At 63.8% G+C, this 23,479-nt stretch carries 18 protein-coding genes; 5 read left to right on the top strand and 13 right to left on the bottom strand.

The annotated features are described in order from the left end of the window. Nucleotides 1–100: 100 nt before the first annotated feature. From G3574_RS21885 to G3574_RS21900, 4 genes are all read right to left on the bottom strand, one after another. On the bottom strand, nucleotides 101–865 hold the full coding sequence (locus tag G3574_RS21885) for a crotonase/enoyl-CoA hydratase family protein (protein WP_163967664.1): 765 nt from the start codon (nucleotides 863–865) through the stop codon (nucleotides 101–103). A 62-nt stretch (nucleotides 866–927) separates the two neighbouring features. Then, a complete protein-coding gene (locus G3574_RS21890) occupies nucleotides 928–1,692 on the bottom strand; it encodes an SDR family NAD(P)-dependent oxidoreductase (protein WP_163967665.1) in 765 nt (254 codons plus the stop codon). Further along, complete coding sequence (locus G3574_RS21895) at nucleotides 1,689–2,366, bottom strand: TetR/AcrR family transcriptional regulator (RefSeq protein ID WP_163967666.1); 678 nt, start codon at nucleotides 2,364–2,366, stop codon at nucleotides 1,689–1,691. The genes G3574_RS21890 and G3574_RS21895 overlap by 4 nt, the downstream gene beginning before the upstream one ends. Before the next feature lie 23 nt (nucleotides 2,367–2,389). Next, entirely contained in the window at nucleotides 2,390–3,214 is an 825-nt protein-coding gene (locus G3574_RS21900; protein ID WP_163967667.1) for a helix-turn-helix domain-containing protein, read from the bottom strand. A gap of 615 nt (nucleotides 3,215–3,829) precedes the next feature. On the opposite strand from G3574_RS21900, the gene G3574_RS21905 reads away from it, so the two are divergent. Together G3574_RS21905 and G3574_RS21910 are read left to right on the top strand one after the other, a co-directional pair. Then, entirely contained in the window at nucleotides 3,830–5,074 is a 1,245-nt protein-coding gene (locus tag G3574_RS21905; RefSeq protein WP_163967668.1) for a branched-chain amino acid ABC transporter substrate-binding protein, read from the top strand. A 96-nt stretch (nucleotides 5,075–5,170) separates the two neighbouring features. Beyond that, nucleotides 5,171–6,853, top strand: a complete 1,683-nt coding sequence (locus G3574_RS21910) for a class I adenylate-forming enzyme family protein (protein ID WP_163967669.1) — start codon at nucleotides 5,171–5,173, stop codon at nucleotides 6,851–6,853. 6 nt (nucleotides 6,854–6,859) lie between these two features. Here the strand turns inward: G3574_RS21910 and G3574_RS21915 are convergent, their stop codons facing one another. The 6 genes from G3574_RS21915 to G3574_RS21940 all read right to left on the bottom strand — a co-directional run bounded on the left by G3574_RS21915 (nucleotide 6,860) and on the right by G3574_RS21940 (nucleotide 13,797). Further along, complete coding sequence (locus G3574_RS21915; protein WP_163967670.1) at nucleotides 6,860–7,990, bottom strand: porin; 1,131 nt, start codon at nucleotides 7,988–7,990, stop codon at nucleotides 6,860–6,862. A gap of 164 nt (nucleotides 7,991–8,154) precedes the next feature. Next, nucleotides 8,155–9,099, bottom strand: coding sequence for an amidohydrolase family protein (locus tag G3574_RS21920; RefSeq protein ID WP_205609879.1), 945 nt, complete (start codon nucleotides 9,097–9,099; stop codon nucleotides 8,155–8,157). 60 nt (nucleotides 9,100–9,159) lie between these two features. After that, entirely contained in the window at nucleotides 9,160–10,683 is a 1,524-nt protein-coding gene (locus tag G3574_RS21925; protein WP_163967671.1) for a DUF4175 family protein, read from the bottom strand. An 87-nt stretch (nucleotides 10,684–10,770) separates the two neighbouring features. Then, complete coding sequence (locus G3574_RS21930) at nucleotides 10,771–12,084, bottom strand: MFS transporter (RefSeq protein WP_163967672.1); 1,314 nt, start codon at nucleotides 12,082–12,084, stop codon at nucleotides 10,771–10,773. A gap of 73 nt (nucleotides 12,085–12,157) precedes the next feature. Next, nucleotides 12,158–13,102: a hydroxyacid dehydrogenase gene (locus G3574_RS21935; protein ID WP_163967673.1), complete on the bottom strand. Its 945-nt coding sequence runs from the start codon at nucleotides 13,100–13,102 to the stop codon at nucleotides 12,158–12,160. Further along, nucleotides 13,099–13,797, bottom strand: coding sequence for an RraA family protein (locus G3574_RS21940; RefSeq protein ID WP_163967674.1), 699 nt, complete (start codon nucleotides 13,795–13,797; stop codon nucleotides 13,099–13,101). The genes G3574_RS21935 and G3574_RS21940 overlap by 4 nt, the downstream gene beginning before the upstream one ends. Nucleotides 13,798–14,060: 263 nt before the next feature. Here G3574_RS21940 and G3574_RS21945 point away from each other — a divergent pair, with 263 nt between their 5' ends. The 3 genes from G3574_RS21945 to G3574_RS21955 all read left to right on the top strand — a co-directional run bounded on the left by G3574_RS21945 (nucleotide 14,061) and on the right by G3574_RS21955 (nucleotide 18,151). Next, nucleotides 14,061–14,978, top strand: a complete 918-nt coding sequence (locus G3574_RS21945; RefSeq protein WP_163967675.1) for a LysR family transcriptional regulator — start codon at nucleotides 14,061–14,063, stop codon at nucleotides 14,976–14,978. After that, a complete protein-coding gene (locus G3574_RS21950) occupies nucleotides 14,962–16,956 on the top strand; it encodes an N-6 DNA methylase (protein WP_163967676.1) in 1,995 nt (664 codons plus the stop codon). The genes G3574_RS21945 and G3574_RS21950 overlap by 17 nt, the downstream gene beginning before the upstream one ends. 640 nt (nucleotides 16,957–17,596) lie before the next feature. Beyond that, nucleotides 17,597–18,151 carry a GAF domain-containing protein gene (locus tag G3574_RS21955; RefSeq protein ID WP_163967677.1) on the top strand — a complete coding sequence of 185 codons (555 nt, stop codon included), beginning with the start codon at nucleotides 17,597–17,599 and terminating at the stop codon, nucleotides 18,149–18,151. 157 nt (nucleotides 18,152–18,308) lie between these two features. On the opposite strand, the gene G3574_RS21960 is transcribed toward G3574_RS21955, so the two are convergent. From G3574_RS21960 to G3574_RS28855, 3 genes are all read right to left on the bottom strand, one after another. After that, nucleotides 18,309–20,810 (bottom strand): sensor domain-containing protein, encoded by a 2,502-nt coding sequence (locus tag G3574_RS21960; protein ID WP_235953556.1) that lies wholly within the window; start codon nucleotides 20,808–20,810, stop codon nucleotides 18,309–18,311. Beyond that, nucleotides 20,807–21,550: an alpha/beta fold hydrolase gene (locus G3574_RS21965; protein WP_163967678.1), complete on the bottom strand. Its 744-nt coding sequence runs from the start codon at nucleotides 21,548–21,550 to the stop codon at nucleotides 20,807–20,809. Before G3574_RS21965 ends, G3574_RS21960 begins: the two co-directional genes overlap by 4 nt. 96 nt (nucleotides 21,551–21,646) lie before the next feature. Beyond that, nucleotides 21,647–23,362 carry a methyl-accepting chemotaxis protein gene (locus G3574_RS28855; RefSeq protein ID WP_163967679.1) on the bottom strand — a complete coding sequence of 572 codons (1,716 nt, stop codon included), beginning with the start codon at nucleotides 23,360–23,362 and terminating at the stop codon, nucleotides 21,647–21,649. Between the last annotated feature and the right edge of the window lie 117 nt (nucleotides 23,363–23,479).

The following is a 23,479-nucleotide window of genomic DNA, read 5'->3' on the forward strand; positions in this document are numbered from 1 at the left end:
ATGCGTCGGACAGGAAAGCGTGCAGCATACTAGGATATGCCCGGTGCCGCATTCGAACGGCAGGAAGCGCGGCGCCAACCCCGGTGCAGCCACAAACCGTTCAACGTCCGCGCCAGACCGCCGGCCGCTTCTCGGCGAATGCCCGCGCCCCTTCCTGCGCGTCTTCCGACTTCACCACCGGATCGGCGATGGCCGCCTGCTGCCGGAACATAGTTTCCACAGGCCACGATACCGACTCCGCGATGAGGCGCTTGCTCGCGGCGACGGCCAGCGGCGCATTTTCGGCAATCGCGGTTGCCAGCCGCAGGGCCGTCGCAAGGGCGTCTCCCGGGGCGGCAATGCGGTTGACCAGGCCGAGCGAGGCGGCGCGCGGCGCGTCGATGGTGTCGCCGGTCAGGGCCAGCTCCATCGCCAGGTGATAAGGCAGGCGTCGCGGCAGGCGCAGCAGGCCGCCGGCTGCCGCGACGAGGCCGCGTTTCACCTCGGGCAGGGCGAAGCGGGCATTGTCGGCGGCAACGATGAGGTCGCAGGACAGGGCGATTTCGAACCCGCCGGCCACGGCGTAGCCCTCGACCGCCGCAATGATTGGCTTGGTTGGCGGACGTTCGGCGATGCCGGCGAATCCGGCTCCCGGAACCCAGGGATGCTCGCCGCGGGCGAAGGCCTTCAGGTCCATGCCGGCGCAGAAGCTGCCGCCCGCGCCGGTAAGCACCGCCATGCGCAAGGCTGGATCGGCATCGTAGCGGGCCAGTGCTTCGGCAAGAGCGTGGGCCAGGGCGCCGTTGACGGCATTCCGCGCCTCGGGGCGGTTCAGGGTCAAAATCAGCACCGCGCCCTCGGCGCGCGCGAGTATCTCGTCAGCCATGGCAGGCTTCCTCTCTATGGAAATGAAATGCTTGAAGGCGCCGGCAGCGCCCGTCCTGGCAACTACATCCAGGTCAACGCCTGGCCGCCGTCCACCGGGATGGCGGCGCCGGTGATGTAGCGTCCGGCATCGCTCGCCAGCAGCAGCGAAACGCCGTCGAGGTCGTCGGGACGGCCGAATCGGCGCATCGGCGTGCGCTTGACCAGCGCTTGCTCGAAATCCTTGAGCGATTGCTGCATGTCGGTCTCGATGTTGCCCGGGCAGATCGCGTTGACGCGGATGCCCTTGCCTGCCAGTTCCAGGGCCATCACATGCGTGAGATGGATGAGCCCCGCCTTGGATGCGCAATAGCTCGACAGCGTGCCGCCCGCGCGCAGGCCGGCGGTGGAGGCGATGTTGATGATGATGCCGCTGCGCCGTGCGGCCATGCGCCTCGCCGCTTCCTGCGCGACCAGCATGGCGCCTTTCAGGTTGGTGTCGAAGACGCGGGCGATCTCGGCCTCTTCCTGCTCCATGAAGGGCTTGGTATAGATCACGCCGGAATTGTTGTACAGGATGTCGACCGGCGCGCCGGCCGCCTGCTCCGCCGCGTCGAAGGCGGCGGCGATGGTGTCGCCGCGCGTGACGTCGAGATGGATGCCGCTGGCGGCGTGGCCGGCAGCCCGCAATGCCGCTGCCGCTTCGTCGACGCGATCCGTGCGCCGCGCAGCCAGCACCACATGCGCGCCGGCACGGGCGTAGACGCCGGCAATGTGCAACCCGATGCCGCTGGAAGCGCCTGTGATGAGCGCGGTCTTGCCTTGCAGGCTGAAGAGGGAATCCGTCATGGCTTGCTGCCCTTGTGGTTGTCTTTACCGTTGTCCTTGATGTCGATCGCGACCAGCGCGGTCAGGATGTCGCCGAATTCGTCTGTGCTGTAGCGTCCGCCCGGCCTGAACCAGGTCATCGCGCCGCGCACCGACCCATGCAGGATCAGCACCGCCGCATCCGGCTCGCAGCGCAGCAGTCCGGCCGCGTGGCAGGCCTCTGCCGCCTGACGCCAGCTGCGGTTGTAGCGCTTCTGCAGGCGAGTCAGTTCCGGCTTGGCTGCCTCGGGCAAGTCCCGCCACTCGAAGAACAGCACCGCGTGGTAGTCCTTGCGCACGCCGCCCACGATCGATTCGAGTTCCAGGCGGACCAGCTCGCGCAATTGCTGCCATGGCGTTTCCGCATCTTCCAGCGTCTTTTCCGCACGTACGCAGATGGTGAACGCCGCCTCGCGCATGATCTCCAGGAGGATTTCTTCCTTCGACTGGAAATGATGGAACAGGCTGCCCGACAGGATGCCGACTTCCGCGGCGATGTCGCGCACCGTCGTGCCGTTGTAGCCGCGCTGCCTGAATAGCGAGGCAGCCACGTTGAGGATGCGTTCGCGCGGCACCGCCGGATCGACGGTGCGCCGCTCCGCCCTGGCGTTGCGCCGGGCCTTGCGGGCTTCGTTCGTGTCCAGTTTCTGGTCCATCGCGTGGTTCGCCGTCAGTTTGCTTAGTGCGCCGTCGACACGAAGCTGGCGTCATTAATCACTGCCAGCCGGCGCGAACCGGCAATGATGTCGCGCGGAGTGAGGCCCCAGTAATGACGCACGGTATGGCTGAAGTGCGAGGAGTCTGGGAAACCCGTTTCCAGCGCGATGTCCGTCAGGTTGCGCTCGGTATTGACATACGACATGAAATTGCGGGCGCGCTTCCAGGCGCGGAAGCGCCGGAATGTGGTGCCGACTTCTTCCTTGAACAGATGCAGGAAGCGCGAGAACGAGAGGTCGACCTGGTCGGCATATTCTTCCGCGCCCACGCTGTCGGAGGGATTGCGCTTGATGCGGTTGACGACGGCGGCCATGCGCCACTCCAGTTTCCGCGACGGCAAGGCATGGCCGAGGAAAAACTCGTCCAGGCGGGGCCGGATGGCATTGACGTGCACCGAGCCGTCGGCCAGCGACAGGAAGGCATCGCGCAGGCGCTGGTGCAGGGCCGCCGGCAGCGCGGCCTGGTCGGCCGTGAACCACTCCGGCAACCTGTCCATGTCGATGCTTTCCGGCTCGATCATGTAGACGCCGATCCTGCGGTCCACGGTGGCGATCTCGTGCGGCGTGTCCGGCTGCACCACGCAGATGTCCGTGCTGTACCGCTTGCCATCCTGGAACAGGATATGCAGCGGCGACCCGAGCGAGACATACACCGTGATCGCGCCGAACTGCCGGGTGTGCGGCCTGCCGAGCGCGCCGGCATAGCAGATGCGGTCCGGCGTGATCAGCATCAGCTTGTCGCTGCGCCCGGTGAGTTGCTGGGTGTTCAACGCGGATGTCATGGGCATTGCCTGTCTCCTTGTCTGGTGCCGGCGGTCGCTGGCGGAATCGGGTTCCGGGGCGATGTGCAGCTCGGTAATTTTTTATAGCATGCCACGCGTGCGTTGACAAAGCAATTGCTTGGTTTTGGTTGAGGGTTGAGAATTGTCAAAGGTTGGTGTTGAGGGAGGCGCTGCCTCCCAGCCGCTTACCCCCGCGCGCTCCCTTGCGCTCCAACTTCGCTCCCTCCCCTTCAAGGGGAGGGCTGGGGTGGGGATGGGTTTCCGGCGCGATGAGAGAACAGCCTTTCTTCTCAGGGCAAGCCCAGTACGTCTCATTCAATCTCTCAGCCTGTTCTTTGCTCGCAACCGACACCCATCCCCACCCCAACCCTCCCCTTGAAGGGGAGGGAGCACGGCAGTACGAGCCAGGTAGGCGGAGTAATCATCGGCGAAAAACGAAATAAAGAAGCATCGACCCCAATACCGAACACCTGCTTGGTACCATCCTGCTTGCTTGAGCGCGTCGCTCCCATCCCTCCGCCCCAGGCGAAATAGCACGTTTTCACAAGTCTCCCCGACACCGCCGTGCTAGATTGCCTCTGCATAAAAGTCCAACACGCCACGCAGACGAAGGAAAACACGATGCCCCTCAGCTCTTCCAACCTCGCCCGCGCCATTGCCGCGGCGCTCGTCCTGACCGCAACGTCCGCGATGGCGGACACCGTAAAGATCGCCGTGATCGATCCGCTCTCCGGCCCCTTTGCGGCGCTGGGCGAGAACCAGCTGAAAAGCTGGCAGATCATGGCGGAGATCGCCAACAAGGAAAAATGGGCCGGCGAGCATACGCTGGAATTCGTTCCATTCGACAACAAGGCCAGCCCGCAGGAAAGCCTGAACCAGCTCAAGCGGGCGATCGATGGCGGCTTTCGCTATATCGCCCAGGCGAACGGGTCCGGCGCGGGCCTGGCGCTGATCGATGCCATCAACAAGCACAACGAGCGCAATCCCGGCAAGGAAATCATCTACATCAACCACGGCGCGGTGGATCCGGAGCTGACCAACGGCAAGTGCAGTTTCTGGCATTTCAGCTTCGATTCCAACTCCGACATGAAGATGCAGGCGCTGGTCGACCACATGTCCCAAGACAAGGCGATGAAGAAGGTCTACATCATCGGCCAGGACTATGCGTTCGGGCGCTCGGTGAGCCGGTCCGGCAAGGAATACCTGAAGGCCAGGCGGCCTGACGTGGAGATCGTCGGCGACGACCTCCATCCGATCGGCCAGGTCAAGGATTTCGCGCCCTACGTCGCGAAAATCAAGGCCTCGGGCGCAGACACTGTCATCACCGGCAACTGGGGCGCCGACCTGGCCCTGCTGATCAAGGCGGCCAAGGAGGCCGGCGTGGATGCCAACTTCTATACCTACTACGCGGTGCTGAAAGGCGCGCCGACGGCCATGGGCAGCAACGGCGCCGGCAAGGTCAAGTATGTCGGCGTGTGGAACGTCAACAATGAAACCTATGCGGGCAAGGATATCGTCGAAGCGTTCAAGGCCAAGTACAACGATGACTACACCTGGATGCAGACCCACTCGGCGGTAACGATGCTCTCCAAGGCAATCCGTGAGAGCAAGTCGGTCGATCCGGTGCAGGTCGCGCGCAAGATGGAAGGCATGACCGTCAAGAGCCTCAACGGCGACGTGACCATGCGCGCGAGCGACCACCAGATGCAGCAGCCGCTTTACATCGCGGTGTGGTCCAAGGCCGGCGGCAAGGACGTCCGGTTCGACCAGGAAAACACCGGCTACGGATGGAAGACGGAAAAGAAGGTCCCGGCCGACGTCGCGACGCAGCCGACAAGCTGCAAGATGAAGCGGCCCGGGGCGTAGACGCTTCCCGCATCCTTTCACGCCTTCCGCGATCCCGGCCCGGGGACGACGTCTTCCATCGAGACGCGCCCCGGGCTTTCCTGTCGAGGAGACCGCATGACCGACGACCTGCCCCGCCCCTGGCTGGCGCTCTATCCTTCCGATGGCATCGACGCCGCCCAGGCCGGGCGCGCCCCGTTTTCCGCCCGCTTCGCGGACGCGCTGTCGCTCTTCCGGCATGCGGTGGCCACCAGGCCCGCCAACGCCGCGATCCATTATTTCGACCGGAGCATCGACTACGCCGGGCTCGACCGGATGTCCGACGCGTTCGCGCGTTTCCTTTATGATCAAGGCATCGCCGAGGGCGACCGCATCGCGCTTTACCTGCAGAACGTGCCCTCGTTTCTGATCGGCATGCTGGCTGCATGGAAGCTGGGCGCCATCGCCGTCACCATCAACCCGATGAACCGGTCGCGCGAACTGCGGCTGCTGCTGGCGGACAGCGGCGCCCGTGTCCTGGTGGCCCACCGCGACCTGCATGAGGAAGTGGCGAGGGAGGTCTTGCAGGACTTCCCCGGCATCCTGGCTGTCACGACATCCGCCCGCGACTTCCAGGGCCGCGACGATCCGCGCGTGCTCGGCGAAGCCGAACCGGAAAGCTGCCCGGGAACGCATGACTTGATGGCATTGCTCGGTTCCGCAGCAGATACCGCTTCCTCCTCGGCGCCGACGCCGTTGCGCACCCAGGCCGACGCGGACCAGCCGGCCATCATCGTCTACACCTCCGGCACCACGGGCGTGCCGAAGGGCGCGGTGGTATCGCACCGCAATTTCGCGGTCGATGCCGACATCTGGCGCGCCTGGATGGACCTGCGGGAAGGCGGTCCCATCCTGGCGATCGCGCCCCTGTTCCACATTACCGGCCTGGTCGGGCATATCGGCGCGGCATTTGCCACGAATTCGGCGATGATCCTGTCGAAGCGCTTCCATCCCGCAGTCATGGCCGAAAGCGCGGCAGAATACCAGGCCGAATTCGCGGTCGGCGCCATCACTGCTTTCATTGCCATCATGAATTCGCCGGAGGTCAGGCCCGAGTATCTGCGGACCATCGAAAAGGCATACACAGGCGGCGCGCCCGTGCCGGCATCCGTCGTCGACGAATTCGGCCGCAAGTTCGGCATCGTCATCCGGTCCACCTACGGCCTGACGGAAAGCACCTCGCTTGCCGTCGCGGTGCCGCGCGACCGCACGACGCCCGTGGACGCAAACGGCGCATGCGCCATCGGCGTGCCGGTGTTCGGCACCGATGCCTATGTCGCCGACGAAACCGGCAAGCGCCTGCCACCGGATGAAGTCGGCGAGATCTTCCTGCGCGGACCGCAGGTGGTGTCGGGATACTGGCAGCGCGAGGATGCGACGCGCGAGGCATTCTTCGACGGCTACCTGCGCACCGGGGACGTGGGATACATGAACGCCGAAGGCTGGCTCTTCATCGTGGACCGCAAGAAGGACATGATCAGTGCATCCGGCTACAAAGTCTGGCCCAAGGAAGTGGAAGACGTGATCTATGGCCATCCCGCGATCCGCGAAGCGGCCGTCGTCGGCGTCAAGGACGACTATCGCGGAGAGACCGTCAAGGCGGTGGTCTCGCTCAAGCCGGGCATGTCGCTCGACTCGGCCGAGCTGATCGCGTTTTGCAAGGAAAGGATGGCGGCCTACAAGTACCCGCGGCAGGTGATCATCCTGGATGAATTGCCCAAGACCGTAACTGGCAAGATTCTCCGCCGCGAGTTGCGCTAGCGCGCGTCAGAACGAATGGATCATGCCGACCGCAAGGCCCTGCGGGCTGGCGCCATTCGTGACGCCGCCAATGCCGTTCACGGCAAAGTCGTTGCGCGAGTTGCCGCCATTGCTTATCTTGGTGAACATGGCATACGCCTCGGTCCGTTTCGAGAACGTGTAGCCGTAACCGAGCGCCACGTAGCGTGCATCGGTTCCCGGCGCGCTTCCAAGGTTGAGCTTCAGCTCACGGCTTTTGCCAAGGGCGAGACGCAGGTTGTGCGCGCCTATCCTGTGCACGGCGGCAAGCCAGAAGGTGTCGAGCTTTGCTTCGGTCGCTGCGCCAACCGTGAATACCTTGGGCAGTCCGGTCGCGGCAAGATTGCCCGAAAAACGCAGACGCTCGGCCAGGGCGCTGACCGTCGTGGCGCCGAAGGTGTACGATCCGGCCAGCTTGAAGCCCGTATCCTGGGTGCGTGCGGTTGCCGTATTGGCGTACTCGTCATGCTGTTCGACCGCCGCGCCGAGGAAGAGCGGTCCCTGCTCATAAGCGGCCGACAGCGACCAGAGCTTCGGATCGCAAGCCACCGCGCAAGTCCCCTTCTCTTCATTCACGCCATAGGCGAGACGGCCGGAGAAGCCCGCCACGTTCGGCGTCCAGTACTGGATCACGTTGCGCTGGCGGCGGTCGAAGGAATTGCGGTTTGCCGCATTGGCGGCCGTGTTCGATGCATCGCCATACAGGACCGCGCCATAGCCGGCGATGGTCGTGTCGCCGAAGGGATCGAGGCGGGTGGTCGACGCCTTGTAAGGCGTGTCCCATTGGCCCATGATCAGCGTGCCATAGGCGCCGCCGATGCCGACGCCGCTGTTGCGGCCGACGAAGGTGCCCGAACCTGTGTCGAGTCCAACGGAATTCTCGAGCTGGAACAAGGCCTTCATGCCGCCGCCGAGGTCCTCCTCGCCGCGGAATCCGATCAGCGACGAATTGCTGGTCAGGCGCGCGGTGGAGGTGACCCCGGCGCCGCTTCCACCGCTGGCCTTGACGGATTCGACGTCGACGTTGAGCCTGCCGTAGATGGTGACGCTGTCCGCCTGGGCATGGGCGCTTCCGGCAACGAGCGCCGCGATGGCGGCGACGAGCGATTGGCGTTTCATTGGTTATTTCTCCTTATGGTAATGGCGCGCGCCGCCCTCCCTGAAAAAGGCTGTTTGCGCGCGCGGGTGGTGTGCGCGGATCTATCCCGACTGGCCCGCCGATGCAGGCAGCCTTGGCCCGGGCATTGCGTTGCCTCGACTGAGCCGGCCAGGAAAAATCCGCACTAGAATCGGTACAGGTGGGCGGGATTGCCGACGAGGATGCAGTCGCGCACCCGGTCATCGTTCGCGGTCCAATCGCTCAGAAGATCGAGTAGCGCGACGTCGTCCGGCTTATGGGTTTCCGTCGGGTGAGGCCAGTCGCTGCCCCAGACGAGCTGTTCCGGCGCCGCGTGGATGGATGCCTGCACGAGCGGCCCGACGTCGCAGTACTGCGGCGCGCCGGTCTTGCTGGCGATGTAGGCGCCGGACAGCTTGACCCAGGCGCGTTGCTCCTGCATGAGCCCCCGGATGAAGGCGAAGGCCGGATGCGCCTCGCCGGCGGGCAGCGGGATGCGCGCGAGGTGATCGAAGACGATGGGGACGGGCAGCCTGCCCAGCATCGCGGCATGCTGTTCGAGTTCGCCGACCGGCATGTTGATCTGCACATGCCAGCCTAGGGGCGCGATCCGTCTTGCCAGCGGCTCTATCATGTCCGGCGTGGTGACGGCGCCGACCGCCAGGTTGAAGCGCAGGCCGCGGATGCCGGCATGGTCCAGCCGTTCAAGTTCGGCATCCGTGATGGACGTGTCGGCGACGGCGATGCCGCGCGCCTGCTTGCCCAACGTTGCCAGCGCATCCAGGGTGCAGCCGTTGTCCGTACCGTAGGTCGAGGGCGTGACCACGACCGTGCGCTGCGTTCCAAGATGGCGTTGCAGCACCCGGTACATGTCCACGGTCGCCGGGGGCGGCCTGAGCTTGGCTTGCGGCGCCGGCGCGAAGCGGCTGTCGTAGATGTGCATGTGGCAATCGCATGCATTTGCTGGCAGCTTGTGTGCCGCGGCGTGGCTGTACGATGAGAACGGGATCAGCGTGTCGGCTGCGCGTGCCGCCGATGCAAGCACGTTTCCAAGGGCGATCATGCTTGCATTGCGCAGGAAGGTCCGGCGGGACTGGTTTCGGTTGGTCATGATGATCTCTGTTGCTGTTGGGTGGAATCGTCACGGGATGCCGGCGGCGAAGGGCATCTCTCAGGCCGCCGTCATTCTGAAAACGCTGACTCGTTGCTTCAACATCCTTGCCTGCTCATTCATCGCCTGCGCCGCAGCCGCAGATTGTTCAACCAGCGTGGCGTTCTGCTGCGTCACCTGGTCCAGGTCGGCAATGGCGCCGTTGATCTGTTCGATGGCTGTCCGTTGCTCGTCGCTCGCCGCGGCAATGTCGCCGACCAGTTCCCGGACGTGCGCCACGCTCGTGACGGCGCGATCCATGGTTCTTCCGGCATCGTCGACATGCTCTCTGCCCTGCCCGACCTCACCCGTGCAGCGCTGGATCAGGTTCTTGATTTCACGCGCCGACGCCGCAGACCGTTGCGCAAGGTGGCGCACTTCTGAGGCCACCACTGCGAAGCCGCGGCCGGCAGGTCCGGCGCGGGCGGCTTCCACCGCCGCATTGATCGCGAGCAGGTTGATCTGGAAGGAGATGCCGTCGATCGTTGCGGTGATGGCATTGATCTCGCTGGAGGAACGGCCGATCAACGACATGGTGTCGATAACCTTGCGCACCGCGACCCCGCCTTCCTGCGCGACACCGGACGCAATTTGTACCGACGCGCTCGCCGCGCGCGCGTTGTCGGCGTTATGCGCCACGGCGGCAGTGATCTCCTCGATGGTGGACGCGGTCTGCTCAAGCGCGCTCGCCTGCCGTTCGGTACGCGCAGACAAGTCCAGGTTGCCGGCGGCGATGCCGGCAGATGCCGTTTCGATGGCGTCAGTCCCGCTCCGCACATCCGTCACGATCCGCCGCAGGCTGCGTGTCATGGCCTGCAGCGACTCAAGAAGCTGCCCGGCTTCATCGCGGGAGCCTGCGGCGACTTCACACGTCAGGTCCCCCTCCGCCACCCGTTGCGCGACGCTGGCGGCGAGCTTCAGAGGCACGGTCACGCTTCGCGTAAGGAACACCGCAAACAGCGCGCCGCATGCCGCGCATAGCAAGCCGAGTGCCGCCTGCACCGTCTGGCTGCGCGCCGCCTCCTTGTCGATGCCGTTCGCGATCTCGCCTATCGTCCGGCGCTGCAATTCCAGGAGGCCTTGCACCGCTTCCTGGTAGGCCGACGCGGCCGGGCGGTACGCCGTTTCGAGAAACCGGCCGAGCGTTGCCTCGTCTGCCTCTTGCTTGAGGCGCTTCGCTTCGTCGCGGGCCGCGATGTAGGCCTTGCGCCGGCGGCCGATTTCCGCGAACGCAGCCCTTTCGGCGTCGCTGTCGAGCAGTGCCTCGATGTTTTTCTGCAGGTCGCTGATTGCGGCGCTGTTGGCGGCGGACTGCGCGTCCTTCGAAAAGAATGGCCCGAGGCGGATGCCGCTGTAGATGTTGCGGTACCAGTCGGCAACCATCCTCTCCTTGGCAAGAGGAAGCTGCATCATCGTCCGGGTGTCGCCGGCGAGGCGAGCCATGCGCCAGCACCCGACGGCTGCCATTGCCAGGCATAACGCGATGGTCAGCGCGAAGCCGGCACCAAGCCGGCGCCCGATCGGCAGGTCAGCGAAGCTGTGCATGGAATATCCCGGTCGTGTCGAGGGGAAGGAGGAAGTCGCGTAGCGAGGGCCCGTGCCGCGGGATCACGCGGCACGAGCGGGTAGATTTCAGGCGGTACGCCGTTGCGGCGCGGCCGCTTCGGCGGCACTGGCGTTGCGGCTCAGGTAGAGCAGCACGGTGACGCTCAGGAAAGACAGGATGGCGAGCGGCAGTAAGGCGAGCGCATAGCTGCCGGTCTCTTCCTTGACCCACCCGTAGACGTTGACCATCAGGCCGCCGCCGATGAGGTTGGAAACGGCATTGATGGCGGCCAGCCCGGCCGCGGCGGAACCGGTGGCGAGCCAGCCGGATGCGAGCGCCCAGAACGGGCCCTTGAAAGAATAGGCGCCGATCAGGATCATGCAGAGCATGACGACCACCGGGGCAAGCGAAGAGCTCAGGTGCGTGGCGCCCAGGCCGCATGAGATCAGCAGCAGCGGAATGGCGGTATGCCAGCGGCGTTCGGCGGTGCGGTCGGAGTGGCGGCCCCACCAGATCATCAGGATGGACGCGGCAAGATAAGGCACGGAATTGAGCAGGCCGGTCTGCATTACGGTCAGTCCGAAGGACTTGAGCAACTGGGGCTGCCAGACGTTCAGGACCGTGCCGGCAGCGGAAGCGCAGGAACACACCAGGGCCATGCCCCATACCACCGGGTTGCGGAACAGCTTCCAGGTAGAGACGCGCTCGCTGGCATGGCGTTCCCCGCGCTCATGGTCCATGCGGCGCACCAGCCATTCGCGCTGCGGTGCGGTCAGCCATTTCGCTTCGGCCGGCGTGTCGGTCAGGAAGGCGAGGCAGACCAGGCCCAGCAGCACGGTCGGCAAGCCTTCGAGCAGGAACAGCCAGTGCCAGCCGCGCAGGCCGAGCGTGCCATCCATCTGCAGCAGCATCGCCGACACCGGCGAACTGATGAAGCTGGCGGCGGGAATGGCGACCATGAAGACGGCAACGATGCGCGCGCGGTAGGCCGCCGGCACCCAGTAGGTCAGGTAAAGCAGCACGCCGGGGAAGAAGCCGGCTTCGGCCGCGCCGAGGATGAAGCGGATGGCATAGAGCGAATTGGCGCCCTGCACGAAGGCGGTGCAAGCGGAAACGAGGCCCCAGGTGATCATGATGCGGGCAAGCCACTTGCGCGCGCCGAAACGCTGCAGCGCCAGGTTGCTCGGCACCTCGAACAGGAAATATGAAAAGAAAAACAGGCTGCTGGCGAAACCGAACATCTTCGGCGAGAGGCCGAGGTCATGGTTCATCTGCAATGAAGCCATGCCGATGTTGCCGCGGTCGATGAAGGCGAACAGGTAACACACCATCAGGAAGGGAATCAGCCGCAGGCTGACCTTGCGGATGGTTTCCTTTTCCAGTTGTTGATCGTCGTGCATGATAGTCTCCAATATAGGCTTTCTTGTAGGCTCGGTCCATCGCCGGCGGCGCTGCACTGGCGATGGATTGGCGTCAGGCCGGCACGCCCGCCGCGTTCAGCACGGCCAGCACGTTGTTCGCCGCGCCGGTGCCCATGCCGATGTAGGCATCTGCCGTCACGCCGCCGATGTGCGGGCTCAGGATCACGTTCTGGATGTCCTGAAGGGCATGCGGCACCGCCAAAGGCTCCTGCTCGAAGCTGTCGAGGCCGGCGGAATGCAGCTTGCCCGCTGTCAATGCCGCGGCCAGTGCCGCTTCGTCGATCAGCCCGCCGCGGGCGGTATTGACGAGAATCGCGCCTTCCTTCATGCGCGCCAGGCTTGCCTGGTTGATCATGTGCCTGTTGTCCGAGGTCAGGGGGCAATGCAGCGATACCACGTCCGACGAGCGCAGCAAGGTGTCCAGGTCCGCGAGGCGTACGCCGTCGCGCGCGGCGGAGGCAAACGGATCGTAGGCAAGAACCTGCATGCCGAGGGCAAGGGCGACGTCCGCCACCCGCGAACCGATCGCGCCCAGGCCGACGAGGCCGATCGTACGCCCTTTCAATTCCATGCTCTTGTGCGTCGACTTGTCCCAGTGTCCTTCGCGCATGCGCCGGTCCAGCGTCACCACGCTCTTGGCGCAGGCGAAGATCAGCGCCCAGGTATGCTCGGCCACCGCCGCCGCGTTCGCGCCGGCCGCCGCCTTGACGGCGATGCCGCGTTCGGCGGCCGTTTTCACGTCGATGGTGTCGATGCCGGTGCCATGCTTTGAAATCACCTGCAGCTGGCGGCATGCGTCGATGATGCGCCGCGTGATGCGGCCATAGCGCACGATGATCGCCGTCGGCTGATGCCGTTCGCACAAGGCGACGAGTTCGTCCTCGGTGGGCGCCTTGCCCGCATAGACGAGGGCGAAACCTTCCAACATGGCAACGGCTTGCGGAGCCAGGTCGGCGCCGGTGACCAGGATCACCGGACGGATGGCGGCGTCGCTCATAGCGTTTCTCCTTCCTTCAGCACGCCGGCCTTGCGCAATGCGCCGTCCAGCCAGGTGGGGCGCAGCTGTTCGCCGCTGCGGATGCCGGCGATGCGCTTGGTTTCGTCGACGACCTTCTGCGCGGCTGCGCCTAGCAGCGACGCGGCCTTTTCCTTTTCCACCACGACCACGCCGTCGGCATCGCCCACGATCAGGTCGCCGGGATTCACCGCCGTGCCGCCCACCGAGATCGGCCAGTTCACCCGGCCGGGGATGAGCTTGGTGGGGCCGTTCGGATTGGCGCCCACCGCATATACCGGGAACCCGATCTCGCGGATGGCCTCGGTGTCGCGCACGGAGCCATGGATCACGATGCCGGCCAGGCCGATCGCCTTACACTGCGACACCATGATTTCACCCATCAGGGCGCAGGTCTCGTCACCCTTGCCGTCGATCACGAGCACGTCGCCCGGCTTGGCGATTGCCATGGCGGCATGGATCATGAGGTTGTCGCCGGGGCGCACTTCAACGGTGATGGCTGGCCCGGCGATGCGCATGCCGGGAGAAAGCGGCGCAATGCGGCTGCAGAGGGTGCCGCGGCGGCCCGCGACGTCGGCGAGAATGGAGGCGGCGAAACGCGAAGCGTCCTTGACGGTGTCGGCATCGACACGCTCGATGTCGCGCACGACATCGGGTTGCTGATTGATAACGGTCATGCTGGTTCCTTGCAAGTCAGGTGGAATGGAGAGGCCGATGCGTTGCGCGAATCGCGGCCGCCATCAGGCGGGTGCATGCCTCGTGGAGGAAGCTTCGTCGTGGTCGGCGGATATGGCGTTCGGCGGGAATTGGCGTCTCCTTGTTGGCGCCCCGGAAAATGTTCTTGTTGTTGGGTGGAGCGGCTTGGAAGAAAGTGTACGAAGCACCACTGATAATGTATATTTTCTTTTTTTTCGTGTTGTATGAATCCGAGGAATAAGTCGTGGATTTCCGGGACCTCAAGTATTTCGAAGCCATCGCCGAGGAAGGCCACCTCGGGCGGGCCGCCGAAAAGCTGTTCCGCACCCAGCCGGCATTGACGAAATGCATAGACCGCCTGGAGGACGAACTTGGCGCGAAACTCTTCGAGCGCGCGGGGCGCGGCTTGCGCCTGACGCCGCTTGGCGAGGTGCTGCTGGCACGCACGCGGCAGATGGCATTGATGATGGACGACACCGTCCGCGAAATCGGCGACCACGCCAAGGGCGTCGAGGGACACATCCGGCTGGGTTGCGTACCCACCCTCGCCGAGCACCTGTTGCCGCAGGTCTGCCAGGAATTGCTGGCGGAAGCGCCGAAGGTCACGATCGATTTGAAGGTCGGAATGAACGATGCGCTGCTGGAGGGCCTGCGCGCCGGCGAACTCGACCTCGTGCTCGGGCCTGTGGTACAGAATGACGCCGCCATCGTCTCGGAAGAAATCATGCGCGACAAGATGGTGGTGATGGCGAGTGCGCGGCACGCCATTTTTTCCCGTCCCGTCACGCTCGAGACCCTGCTCGAATACGACTGGGTATTGCCGGCACGGTCGGTCGCCAGTCGCCAATGGCTGGACAACGTCTTCGACCAGCATGGATTGTCCGGGCCGCGGGTACAGATCTGCCCTACCGTCCTCAACATGATCCTGCCCATGATCGAGCAAACCGGGCTGCTGGGTTTTGCCTCCGAGCTGAACCTGCGCATGGGGCGAAGCCAGCTGAAGGAAGTGCCTTTCGACCTCACCACGATGAACCGCCGCATGGGGATGGCTTACCGCAGCGACGCCTACCTCCCTCCTGCTACCCAGCGCCTGGTCAATCTGCTGCGCCGGAAAGCGGCAGGCATGAACGAGGACGGACGCATCGATGGCGAAACGGCATAGCAACCACGGCGGCAACCTCGAGTCCATGTTCCTGCGGCTCGAGGAACTGGTCCTCGCGAATTCCGGCGAAGACGAATTCGAGGAAGTTTTCAAGCTGCTCGTCGCTAAGCTGTATGCGCAACTGACGGGACAGGCAGAACGATTCACCGCCAAGGGCACGCAGCGCGAGACAGCACGGCAAATTCACGCCCTGCTGCGGGACGCATTGGAAAAATGGCCCGGCATCCTCGAGGAGGATGCGCGTTTCCGTCTCGTGGACGAACATCTTCACGTCTGCGTCGAAGCGCTGGCCATGCACGACGTGTCCAGGGATGGACTGGATGTCCTCGACAGCTTCTTTGAATTCATGGTGTCGCGAACGGCAAAGGGTAACAAGGGCCAATACTTCACGCCGCGATATGTCGTGGATTTCTGCGTCCGCATGCTGAAGCCGCGCAGCGATGAAACCGTGCTGGACCCGGCATGCGGATCGGGCGGCTTCCTGTTCCACGCGCTGGCTTACGTGCGGCAAGCCGAACGTCTGGACGAAGCGGCAGCGGCACGCTATTGCAGCGCCAGCTTGTGGGGATTCGACATCGACCCCAGGGCGATCCGGGTAGCGAAAGCATTGATGGTTCTCGCCGGCGACGGCCGGAGCCAGCTCTTCCGCTTGAATAGCCTGCTGCGACCCGACATGGCATTCCTGTCCGGCCAATCGACATCAGGCGACTTCGCCGACCTTACCGTCGAGCACGTGGTCGCGGAGAGGCGTCCCAGCCACGAGGGATTCGATGTGATCCTCACCAATCCGCCCTTCGCGGGAGAAGTGATGGAGCGCCACATCCTCGATGGCTATCACGCGAGCCGCGGCAAGCAGCGGGTGGAACGCGACGTGCTGTTCATCGAAAGATGCGTCGATCTGCTTAGGCCGGGGGGGCGCCTGGCGATGGTCCTGCCGCATAATAAATTTGCGTCGAGCGAATTCGCGAATGACAGGGCGCGCTTGCTGAACACCTGCAAGGTGCTCGGCGTGGTCGCGCTGCCCAGGAATACCTTCCTGCCGCACACTCATCAAAAGGCGAGCATCCTGTTCCTGCAGAAGCGGGCTTCCGGCGGCGACATGCAGCCGGACGAAGACATCTTCCTTGCGGTCAGCGAGCGGGAAGGAAAGAATACGAAGGGCAAGCTGCGCCGAAGGCCTGGGGCCGCATCGAACGGACCGCAGTGGACATGGGTGGATCATGATCTCGAAGACATCGAGCGCGCGTTTTCAGCTTGTCGTGCCGGAGAAACGATCAGCTTCGGTGCAGGCTCCGCTGGCATCACGGCCAAACGCATCAGCGAACTGGGACCGGCGCTGGTGCTCGCGCCGGAACGATACGATATGCGGCGCAGCGCCCTTCATCGCGCGGGAGATGAATCGCAGCACGTTGTCCTGGGCGACATCGTGGACATCGTCACGCGCACGGTCAGTCCCGCATCGAAAGCCGCAAGCGAACGAACATTCATCGTCCTGGACACCTCCGACGTGCGCGAGGGATTCATCGTTGGCAGAAAGGTCCGCGTGGCGGGGACGTCGATCGGAAGCACGAAGAAGACCTTCGCGAAAGGCGACGTTCTCGTATCAAGGCTTCGTCCCTACCTGAGGCAGGTCGGCATCGCCGACCATGGATTTGTCTTGAACGCGAATGGCGCGGAACTCGCCTGCTCGACCGAATTCTTCGTGCTCAGGTCGAAGTCCGGCATGGACATCGGATTCCTCGTGCCATATCTCCTGTCCGCTCCTGTCCAGGAGGTCCTCGCGGCAGCACAGGAAGGCGGACATCATCCCAGGTTCGACGAATCGGTCCTGCTGTCCTTGCCGCTCCCCTCGTCGCTGCTTGAAAACCAGGCGGGCTGTTCACATGCCATCGCGATCGCGGCCAATCGTTACAGGGAAGCCGAATCCCTCGTGCAAGAAGCGGTGCGAAAAGCGGATGCCATCATCAAGCCGGAGTGATGGTCGGGACTTGCTCCCGAACTAAACATCCGTGCGCCCAAGTGCCATTTCCTTTGACGTGGACAATGCCGCCCGGTCATCGCATTCACGACTTTGCCACGCCGGCATTGCAGCGTCCCGTATCAGGCGAAGCCGGCTTCGCTTCTCTTCCCAAGTCATCAAAACCCTATGCATGTTCCCGCAACGACAGGCATGCCGGCCGCCAGCGTGATCTGACACAAAAACTTAGTACACCCAGCAATCGCAATGGCCATATTGCTTCGTCCATGACAAAGACGGCGCAAATAAATAGCGTGCAATTTAATTGCGATGATCGTCATTTACAGCATCGGACCTTACCCTCTTCAAGCATGAACTAACGAAATCATCAAAGCTCCGAAAATTCATTGACACTACGTTTTACGCTGCTAGTATGGTTCCTACTAATGAGAAGGAACAGTCGGGGCGCAGGGTAGTCAGCATCAACCACGGCATCGCATCACGCTTGTGCGAATGCCTGATCAAATGTCTGGTTATCGGCGGCCATGGATTCGATCCCCCACATGTTCTACGCAGCCGGATGGTCATCAGCCAGACATGCAGTCATTGCCGCACGCGGCGATGCTGCGGCAATGCAGAACATTAAAAGACAGGGGGAGAAATGAACGAGACAATAATCGAGCTGCGTCTGGAAGACGTCGTCATCACGCATGAACTGCTGCACCGGCCGCGGCAGGGAACCTATCCTCTCGACCTGACGCCGTCATTCCGGCTGATCACCGCGCATGCTTCGCTCGGCGACTATTCCGTGCTGCGCGCCACCTGCCTTGCCGTGCTCGCGTTGTGCAAGTGCGGATCGGCCGGCTTCAGCAGGCTCGGCCTGCTCGACGAAGATCTCCGGTGGGATGTGGTGACGGGCGTTTTCGAGCGTTACGAGGGAGGCGCGTCGGCGCGCTTCGACAGCCCCTGCGGCTACACCATCGACCGCAATTCCGCGCAATTGTTCGAGCGTCCGGCACGCTATTTCAACTGGATGGAAAAGGGCGAGATGACCGTCTTCGAGGGACTGGTCGTGCCGCTGCACTACCCCGGAACGATACGTCCCTACGGCGTGATCTGGGCGCTGACGCATGACCTCGAGAAGCGCTTCAGCATCGATGACCTGCGCATCATGTCACTGCTTACGGCCCATGCCGCCACCTTGATTACCGATTGACCGCATTGCACGCCTTGAGGAAGTTCGGTCCTGTCCGGCCGTGCGTCCATGCAAATGAAAGGAGACCCCTGCCGCTTTGGCACATGCATGTGCGCACATTTGAGCCCATGCTCTCTCGCAGAGCATGGGTTTTCTTTTTTCGATGCAAGGATTCCGCTCAGGCGGCCGGCACTGCTCCGCACGCTGCTTCCAGGTCCTTGCGTGTGCAGAACTCGCCAGCGGGTACGGGATAACCGAACAGGTAGCCCTGGAAGGCACGGCAGCCCAGGCGCTGCAGGTCGTCGTACTGTTCCTTGGTTTCGACGCCTTCGGCAATGACCCCGATGCCGAGACTATCCGCAAGCGTGATGATGGTATGAACGATAGCGGCGTCGCGATCGTTCTCGAGCAGGTCGCGCACGAAGGTCCGGTCGATCTTCAGCACATTGATCGGCAGGCGCTTGAGGTAGGACAGCGAGGAATACCCCGTTCCGAAATCGTCGATCTCGAAGCCCACGCCATGGGCCCGCAAGGCTTCCATCTTGGCGATGGTGTCGTCGATGTCATGCAGCAGCAGCGACTCGGTCAACTCCAGCCGCAGGCTGTCGGGCGGCGCTTCGGTCGCGCACAGGGTCTGCATGACCGTCTGAACGAAATCGGGGCGGCGGAGCTGCACCGCGCTCACGTTGACCGCCATGGTCATGCGTTCCCGGCCCGGCATCCTGCGCCAGTCCGCAACCTGCCGGCACGCCGTTTCCAGCACCCAGTTGCCGAGGGAAATGATGTGTCCCGATTCTTCCGCGATCGGAATGAAGGTCGCCGGGCTGATCCACCCGCGCTGCGGATGCTGCCAGCGCAGCAGCGCCTCGGCGCCGGTCACGTTGCCATGTTCATCGACCTGCGGCTGGTAGTGCAGGTGGAACTGACCAACCTCGATGCCGCGGAGCATGTCTCCCTGCAAGGCGACTCTTTCCGCCACCGCGGCCTGCATGCCGGGATCATAGAAGCTCACCGCATTGCGCCCGCGCGACTTGGACTGGTACATCGCAAGGTCTGCCTGTCGCAACGCCTCGCCGACGTCATTGATCGTCCCGTCCAGCAGCGTCACGCCGACGCTGGCGGACGCATGATGAAGCAGGTCGGTTAGAGGGAAAGGGACGCACATCGCACGGAGCACCTTGTCGGCAACCGAGGCCGCGCGTCGTGCGCTGACCTCGCCGGAACGTGTCTGCAGTTCGACGAGCACGACGAATTCGTCTCCTCCGATCCGCGCGACCGTATCGGAGGAGCGCACGCTTTGGCGTAGCCGCGTCGCCACCTCGCGAAGCAGGGCGTCGCCACGGTCATGGCCGGCGGTGTCGTTGAGAAGCTTGAAGTTGTCCAGGTCGATCAGGAGCAGCGCCGCGCAACGCTGTTGGCGGCGCAGGCGGGCAAGCGAATGCTTGAGTCGGTCGATGAGCAGGCGCCTGTTCGCGAGCCCGGTCAAGGGGTCGTAGAAGGCGAGGCGCTGCACTTCTTCCTCGGCGATCTTGCGCTCGCTGACGTCGCGGCAATACACGGTGAGTCCTTCTTCGGAAGGATAGACGGTCGTTTCGAACCAGGCATGGCGCGGCGGATAATACGCCTCGAAGGTCACCTTGCGCTGGCTTTCGACGGCCTGCCGGTATCCCGCCTCGAAAGCGGTGCCGCGAAGCTTGGGAAACGCCTCCCAGATTTCCTTGCCGATGATCTCGTCGCGGGGACGCTGCAGCACGCGCTCGGTTTCATGATTGACGAAGGTGAAATGCCATTGCTTGTCGAGGGAAAAGAATGCGTCCGTCAATTCCTCGAGGGTCGTGGAAAGCCGGTTCGACAGGCGCCGCACTTCGCCCTGCGCCGCGCGCACCACCGACAGATCCTTGATCACGCCTTCAATGACATGGCCTTCCGGACGGCTCACGGGTTCGCACGCGACCCTTACCCACATGGGTGTGCCATCGTGCCGCGTCAGGCCGAGTTCGGCGTCGAAGGATTCGCCCGCGATGACGGCCTGCCGCCATGCGGGAACGACAGCATCTCTCGAAGCCGGGGCGACGAGGCCAAGCATGCCATCCAGGCCGGTCTGCAGGCCGGACAGGTTCAAGCCAAGCAATTCGATGAGTTCGCGCGACCAGGTGAAGCGGTCCTTCGCCGGATCGTATTCCCAGGCGCCGACCCGGGTCATGCGGCAAGCGATGCCAAGAAGACGTTCGTTATGCTGCAACTGGGCTTCCTTGCTTCGCAGGAGACGCTCGAAGCGCCGGCGCTCCGTTGCCCGCATCATGACCGCCGTCATGCATGCCGGACCGTTTCGGGCGGGCCTGGTCAGCGTCAGGTTCACCAGCACGGGGATGAGGTCTCCGCGGGTCGTGCGCAGGTCGAGCGCGACCTCTTCCATCAAGCCATCGAACTGCACGCGCGGCGCGACATTCGTTTCGAAGAACACGCCCTTCCCCGCGCCGATCAGGTCGTGGATGCGCATCGTTGCCAGTAGAAGGCACGAATAGCCTGTCCAGTTCGACGCGGTGCGATTGGCGGAGATGATCTGGCCATCCATGGACAGTTCCAGGACGGCGGCGGGCAAGCCCGCATGCGGTCCGCCATCGCGCCCGTCTTGCGCGTCGGCATGCGAAGAAGCGCCGAGGACTGGACTGATGATCATGGCTCGCCTTTCAGGAAATCGGTGAGCGCGCCGACGACCTCGGCCGGGGCGCTCAGGTGGGGGCAATGACCAGTTGCGTCCAGCAAGACATGCTTCACGCCGGGAATCATGGCGCAGAGATAACGCCCGACCGACTCCGGTGCGACGACGTCGTTCCTGCATTGCATGACCAGGGTTGGCGTGCTGACGAGCGGAAGGTAGGAACGCGAATCGGACAGGAAGGTCAGGCGGGCGAAGTGCCGCGCCACGTCCGGATCGGTCTCGCAGAAACTGCTCGCGAGGTTCTTCCTGAGCAGGGGCCGGTCCGGGTTGGCCATGATCGTGCTGGCGATCGATTGCGCCCACAGCGGATAGTTGTCGTCCAGCGCCGCGAGCATGTCGTTGATCTCGGCCCGGCTGAATCCGCCGAGGTAGTGTTCGTCGTTGACGTAGCAAGGCGAAGGAGCGACGAGCACGAGCGACGAAAACAGGTAGGGCGCCCGCACCGCGGCGATCAGGCCGATCATGGCAGCCACGGAATGGCCGACGAAATTGACCGGCGGCAGGTCCAGTGCATCGATGATCTCGATCACATCGTCGGCATAGCGCTCCAGTGAATTGTACTCGTGCGGATCAAAATAGGAGCAGTTGCTCAGGGTCGCGCCGACCTGGTCGAACAGCACGACCTCGCGAGTTTGTTCGAATGCCGGCGCGATGTCGCGCCACACTGTCTGGTTACAGCCGAATCCATGCGCGAACATGATCGGCTGCGGCCCTTTCCCCGAGCGGTGAATGTTGAAGCGAATCAAGCCAGAGTCCCTCCTGCAATGGCGGCGCCGTTCAGCGAACCTGTCCGCTCATGCGGCACGGAGCGAAGACGCCTGCCCGGCCGCCGGTTTCGCCGGCAGGCGAAGCGACGTCGTCTTCGCGGGAGGCGGCAGCTGCGCTGGCTGGCTGGCCTTCGCTGGTCGCCTTGTCGGGATCGCGGCGCTTGCGGAGGACCTTGCGGCGGCGCTGGCTGCGTCGAGCCGGAAGATGCTGACCAGGTCGGATAGCTTGTGCGCCTGTTCCTGCATGGCTTCGGATGCCGCTGCCGCCTCTTCCACCAGGGAAGCGTTCTGTTGGGTGACGTCATCCATCTGGGTGATCGCCTGGTTGATCTGTTCGATGCCGGACGTCTGTTCTGCGCTGGCGGTGGAAATCTCGCTGATGATGTCGGTCACGCGCTTGACGCTGGCAACGACTTCCTCCATGGTGGCGCCGGCGCGGTTCACCTGGTCGGTGCCGGCCGTCACCTGGGTCACGGAATTATCGATGAGGTGGCGGATCTCCTTGGCGGCGTTGGCGCTGCGCTGCGCGAGGGTGCGCACTTCGGTGGCGACGACGGCGAAGCCGCGTCCCTGTTCGCCCGCCCTGGCGGCTTCCACCGCGGCGTTCAGCGCGAGGATGTTGGTCTGGAAGGCGATGCCATCGATGACGGCGATGATGTCGACGATCTTCGTCGATGCATCATGGATGGCGCCCATGGTATGCACCACGCTCTGGACCACCTGGCCGCCTTCCGCCGCCACGCGCGATGCGGTTGACGCGAGCGCATTGGCCTGGCGCGCGTTGTCCGCGTTCTGCTTGACGGTGGAAGTCAGTTCTTCCATCGAGGACGCCGTTTCTTCCAGGGAGGATGCCTGTTCCTCGGTCCGGGACGACAGGTCGAGGTTGCCGGTCGCGATCTGGGTCGCGGCGGAGGCCATGGAATCCGTACCCGCCCGCACCTCGGCAACGATTTCCGCCAGGCTGGAGCGCATCCTCTTCATTGCGTAGAGCATGCTCGATTCGTCGCCCGGGCGCACCGCGACGTCCACCGCCAGGTCGCCGGAGGCGATGCGGTAGGCCACTTCCGCGGCATAGCCCGGTTCGCCCCCGAGCTGCCGGGTCAGGCTGGTGGTGATCAGGTAACCCGCCGCGATGGCGCTCGCGATTGCCAGCAACGCCAGCGTTACCGTCGTGATCCTTGCGCTGTCATACGCATCGCGTGCCTCGGCGGCTTCCTTTGCGGTGACCTTCTCCTGCAGTTCCACGTTCTCTTCCAGCACGTCGAGCCACTGCTGGTTCAGCGCGATGCCTTTGCTGACCAGCAGGTCGGTGGCTTCGGCATCCTTGCCCACACGCGCCAGTTCCAGGATCTCTGAGTTCAGGGGACGAACGCGGTCCTGGATCTCGTGCGTCTTCTGCCGCAGCGCCCTGCCCGCTTCGCTTGCGCTGGTCTTTTCGAGTTCGGCGAAGGCGTTGTCGTATCGTATCCGCGCAGCGGTGATCTTTTCCGATTCGCGCTGGATGGCGACCGGATCATGCAGGAGGATGATCGTCCGAATGACTCGCTGCACGATGTGCACGGACTTGGACATGTCCTCGAGCAAGGTCATCTTCCGCATGTTTACGTTGACGATGTCGTCGAGCCGGCCCTCTATCTGCGACATGCGGACGACCGCCATGCTGCTGATGATGACCAGGAGCGCGACGACGATGCCGAAGCCGGCGGCAAGTCTTGCCCTGACGGATAAATGTTGTAATGTCATGATGCCTCTCCTCGATGGGCGCGTTGGTAACGAAAGGGCCTGGCCTTCCATCCATCTCGCTGGACACGCTATACCGCGCGACGCGCTGACGACACGCGCCTCGTTCCGCCGGCCTGC

This window comes from Noviherbaspirillum galbum, from assembly GCF_010974945.1.
GTDB lineage: Bacteria > Pseudomonadota > Gammaproteobacteria > Burkholderiales > Burkholderiaceae_D > Noviherbaspirillum > Noviherbaspirillum galbum.

Coding starts and splice junctions, on each gene's coding strand:
- G3574_RS21885 (WP_163967664.1), bottom strand. CDS start 865: ATGGCTGACGAGATACTCGCGCGCGCCGAGGGCGCGGTGCTGATTTTG.
- G3574_RS21890 (WP_163967665.1), bottom strand. CDS start 1,692: ATGACGGATTCCCTCTTCAGCCTGCAAGGCAAGACCGCGCTCATCACA.
- G3574_RS21895 (WP_163967666.1), bottom strand. CDS start 2,366: ATGGACCAGAAACTGGACACGAACGAAGCCCGCAAGGCCCGGCGCAAC.
- G3574_RS21900 (WP_163967667.1), bottom strand. CDS start 3,214: ATGCCCATGACATCCGCGTTGAACACCCAGCAACTCACCGGGCGCAGC.
- G3574_RS21905 (WP_163967668.1), top strand. CDS start 3,830: ATGCCCCTCAGCTCTTCCAACCTCGCCCGCGCCATTGCCGCGGCGCTC.
- G3574_RS21910 (WP_163967669.1), top strand. CDS start 5,171: ATGACCGACGACCTGCCCCGCCCCTGGCTGGCGCTCTATCCTTCCGAT.
- G3574_RS21915 (WP_163967670.1), bottom strand. CDS start 7,990: ATGAAACGCCAATCGCTCGTCGCCGCCATCGCGGCGCTCGTTGCCGGA.
- G3574_RS21920 (WP_205609879.1), bottom strand. CDS start 9,099: ATGACCAACCGAAACCAGTCCCGCCGGACCTTCCTGCGCAATGCAAGC.
- G3574_RS21925 (WP_163967671.1), bottom strand. CDS start 10,683: ATGCACAGCTTCGCTGACCTGCCGATCGGGCGCCGGCTTGGTGCCGGC.
- G3574_RS21930 (WP_163967672.1), bottom strand. CDS start 12,084: ATGCACGACGATCAACAACTGGAAAAGGAAACCATCCGCAAGGTCAGC.
- G3574_RS21935 (WP_163967673.1), bottom strand. CDS start 13,102: ATGAGCGACGCCGCCATCCGTCCGGTGATCCTGGTCACCGGCGCCGAC.
- G3574_RS21940 (WP_163967674.1), bottom strand. CDS start 13,797: ATGACCGTTATCAATCAGCAACCCGATGTCGTGCGCGACATCGAGCGT.
- G3574_RS21950 (WP_163967676.1), top strand. CDS start 14,962: ATGGCGAAACGGCATAGCAACCACGGCGGCAACCTCGAGTCCATGTTC.
- G3574_RS21955 (WP_163967677.1), top strand. CDS start 17,597: ATGAACGAGACAATAATCGAGCTGCGTCTGGAAGACGTCGTCATCACG.
- G3574_RS21960 (WP_235953556.1), bottom strand. CDS start 20,810: ATGATCATCAGTCCAGTCCTCGGCGCTTCTTCGCATGCCGACGCGCAA.
- G3574_RS21965 (WP_163967678.1), bottom strand. CDS start 21,550: ATGTTCGCGCATGGATTCGGCTGTAACCAGACAGTGTGGCGCGACATC.
- G3574_RS28855 (WP_163967679.1), bottom strand. CDS start 23,362: ATGACATTACAACATTTATCCGTCAGGGCAAGACTTGCCGCCGGCTTC.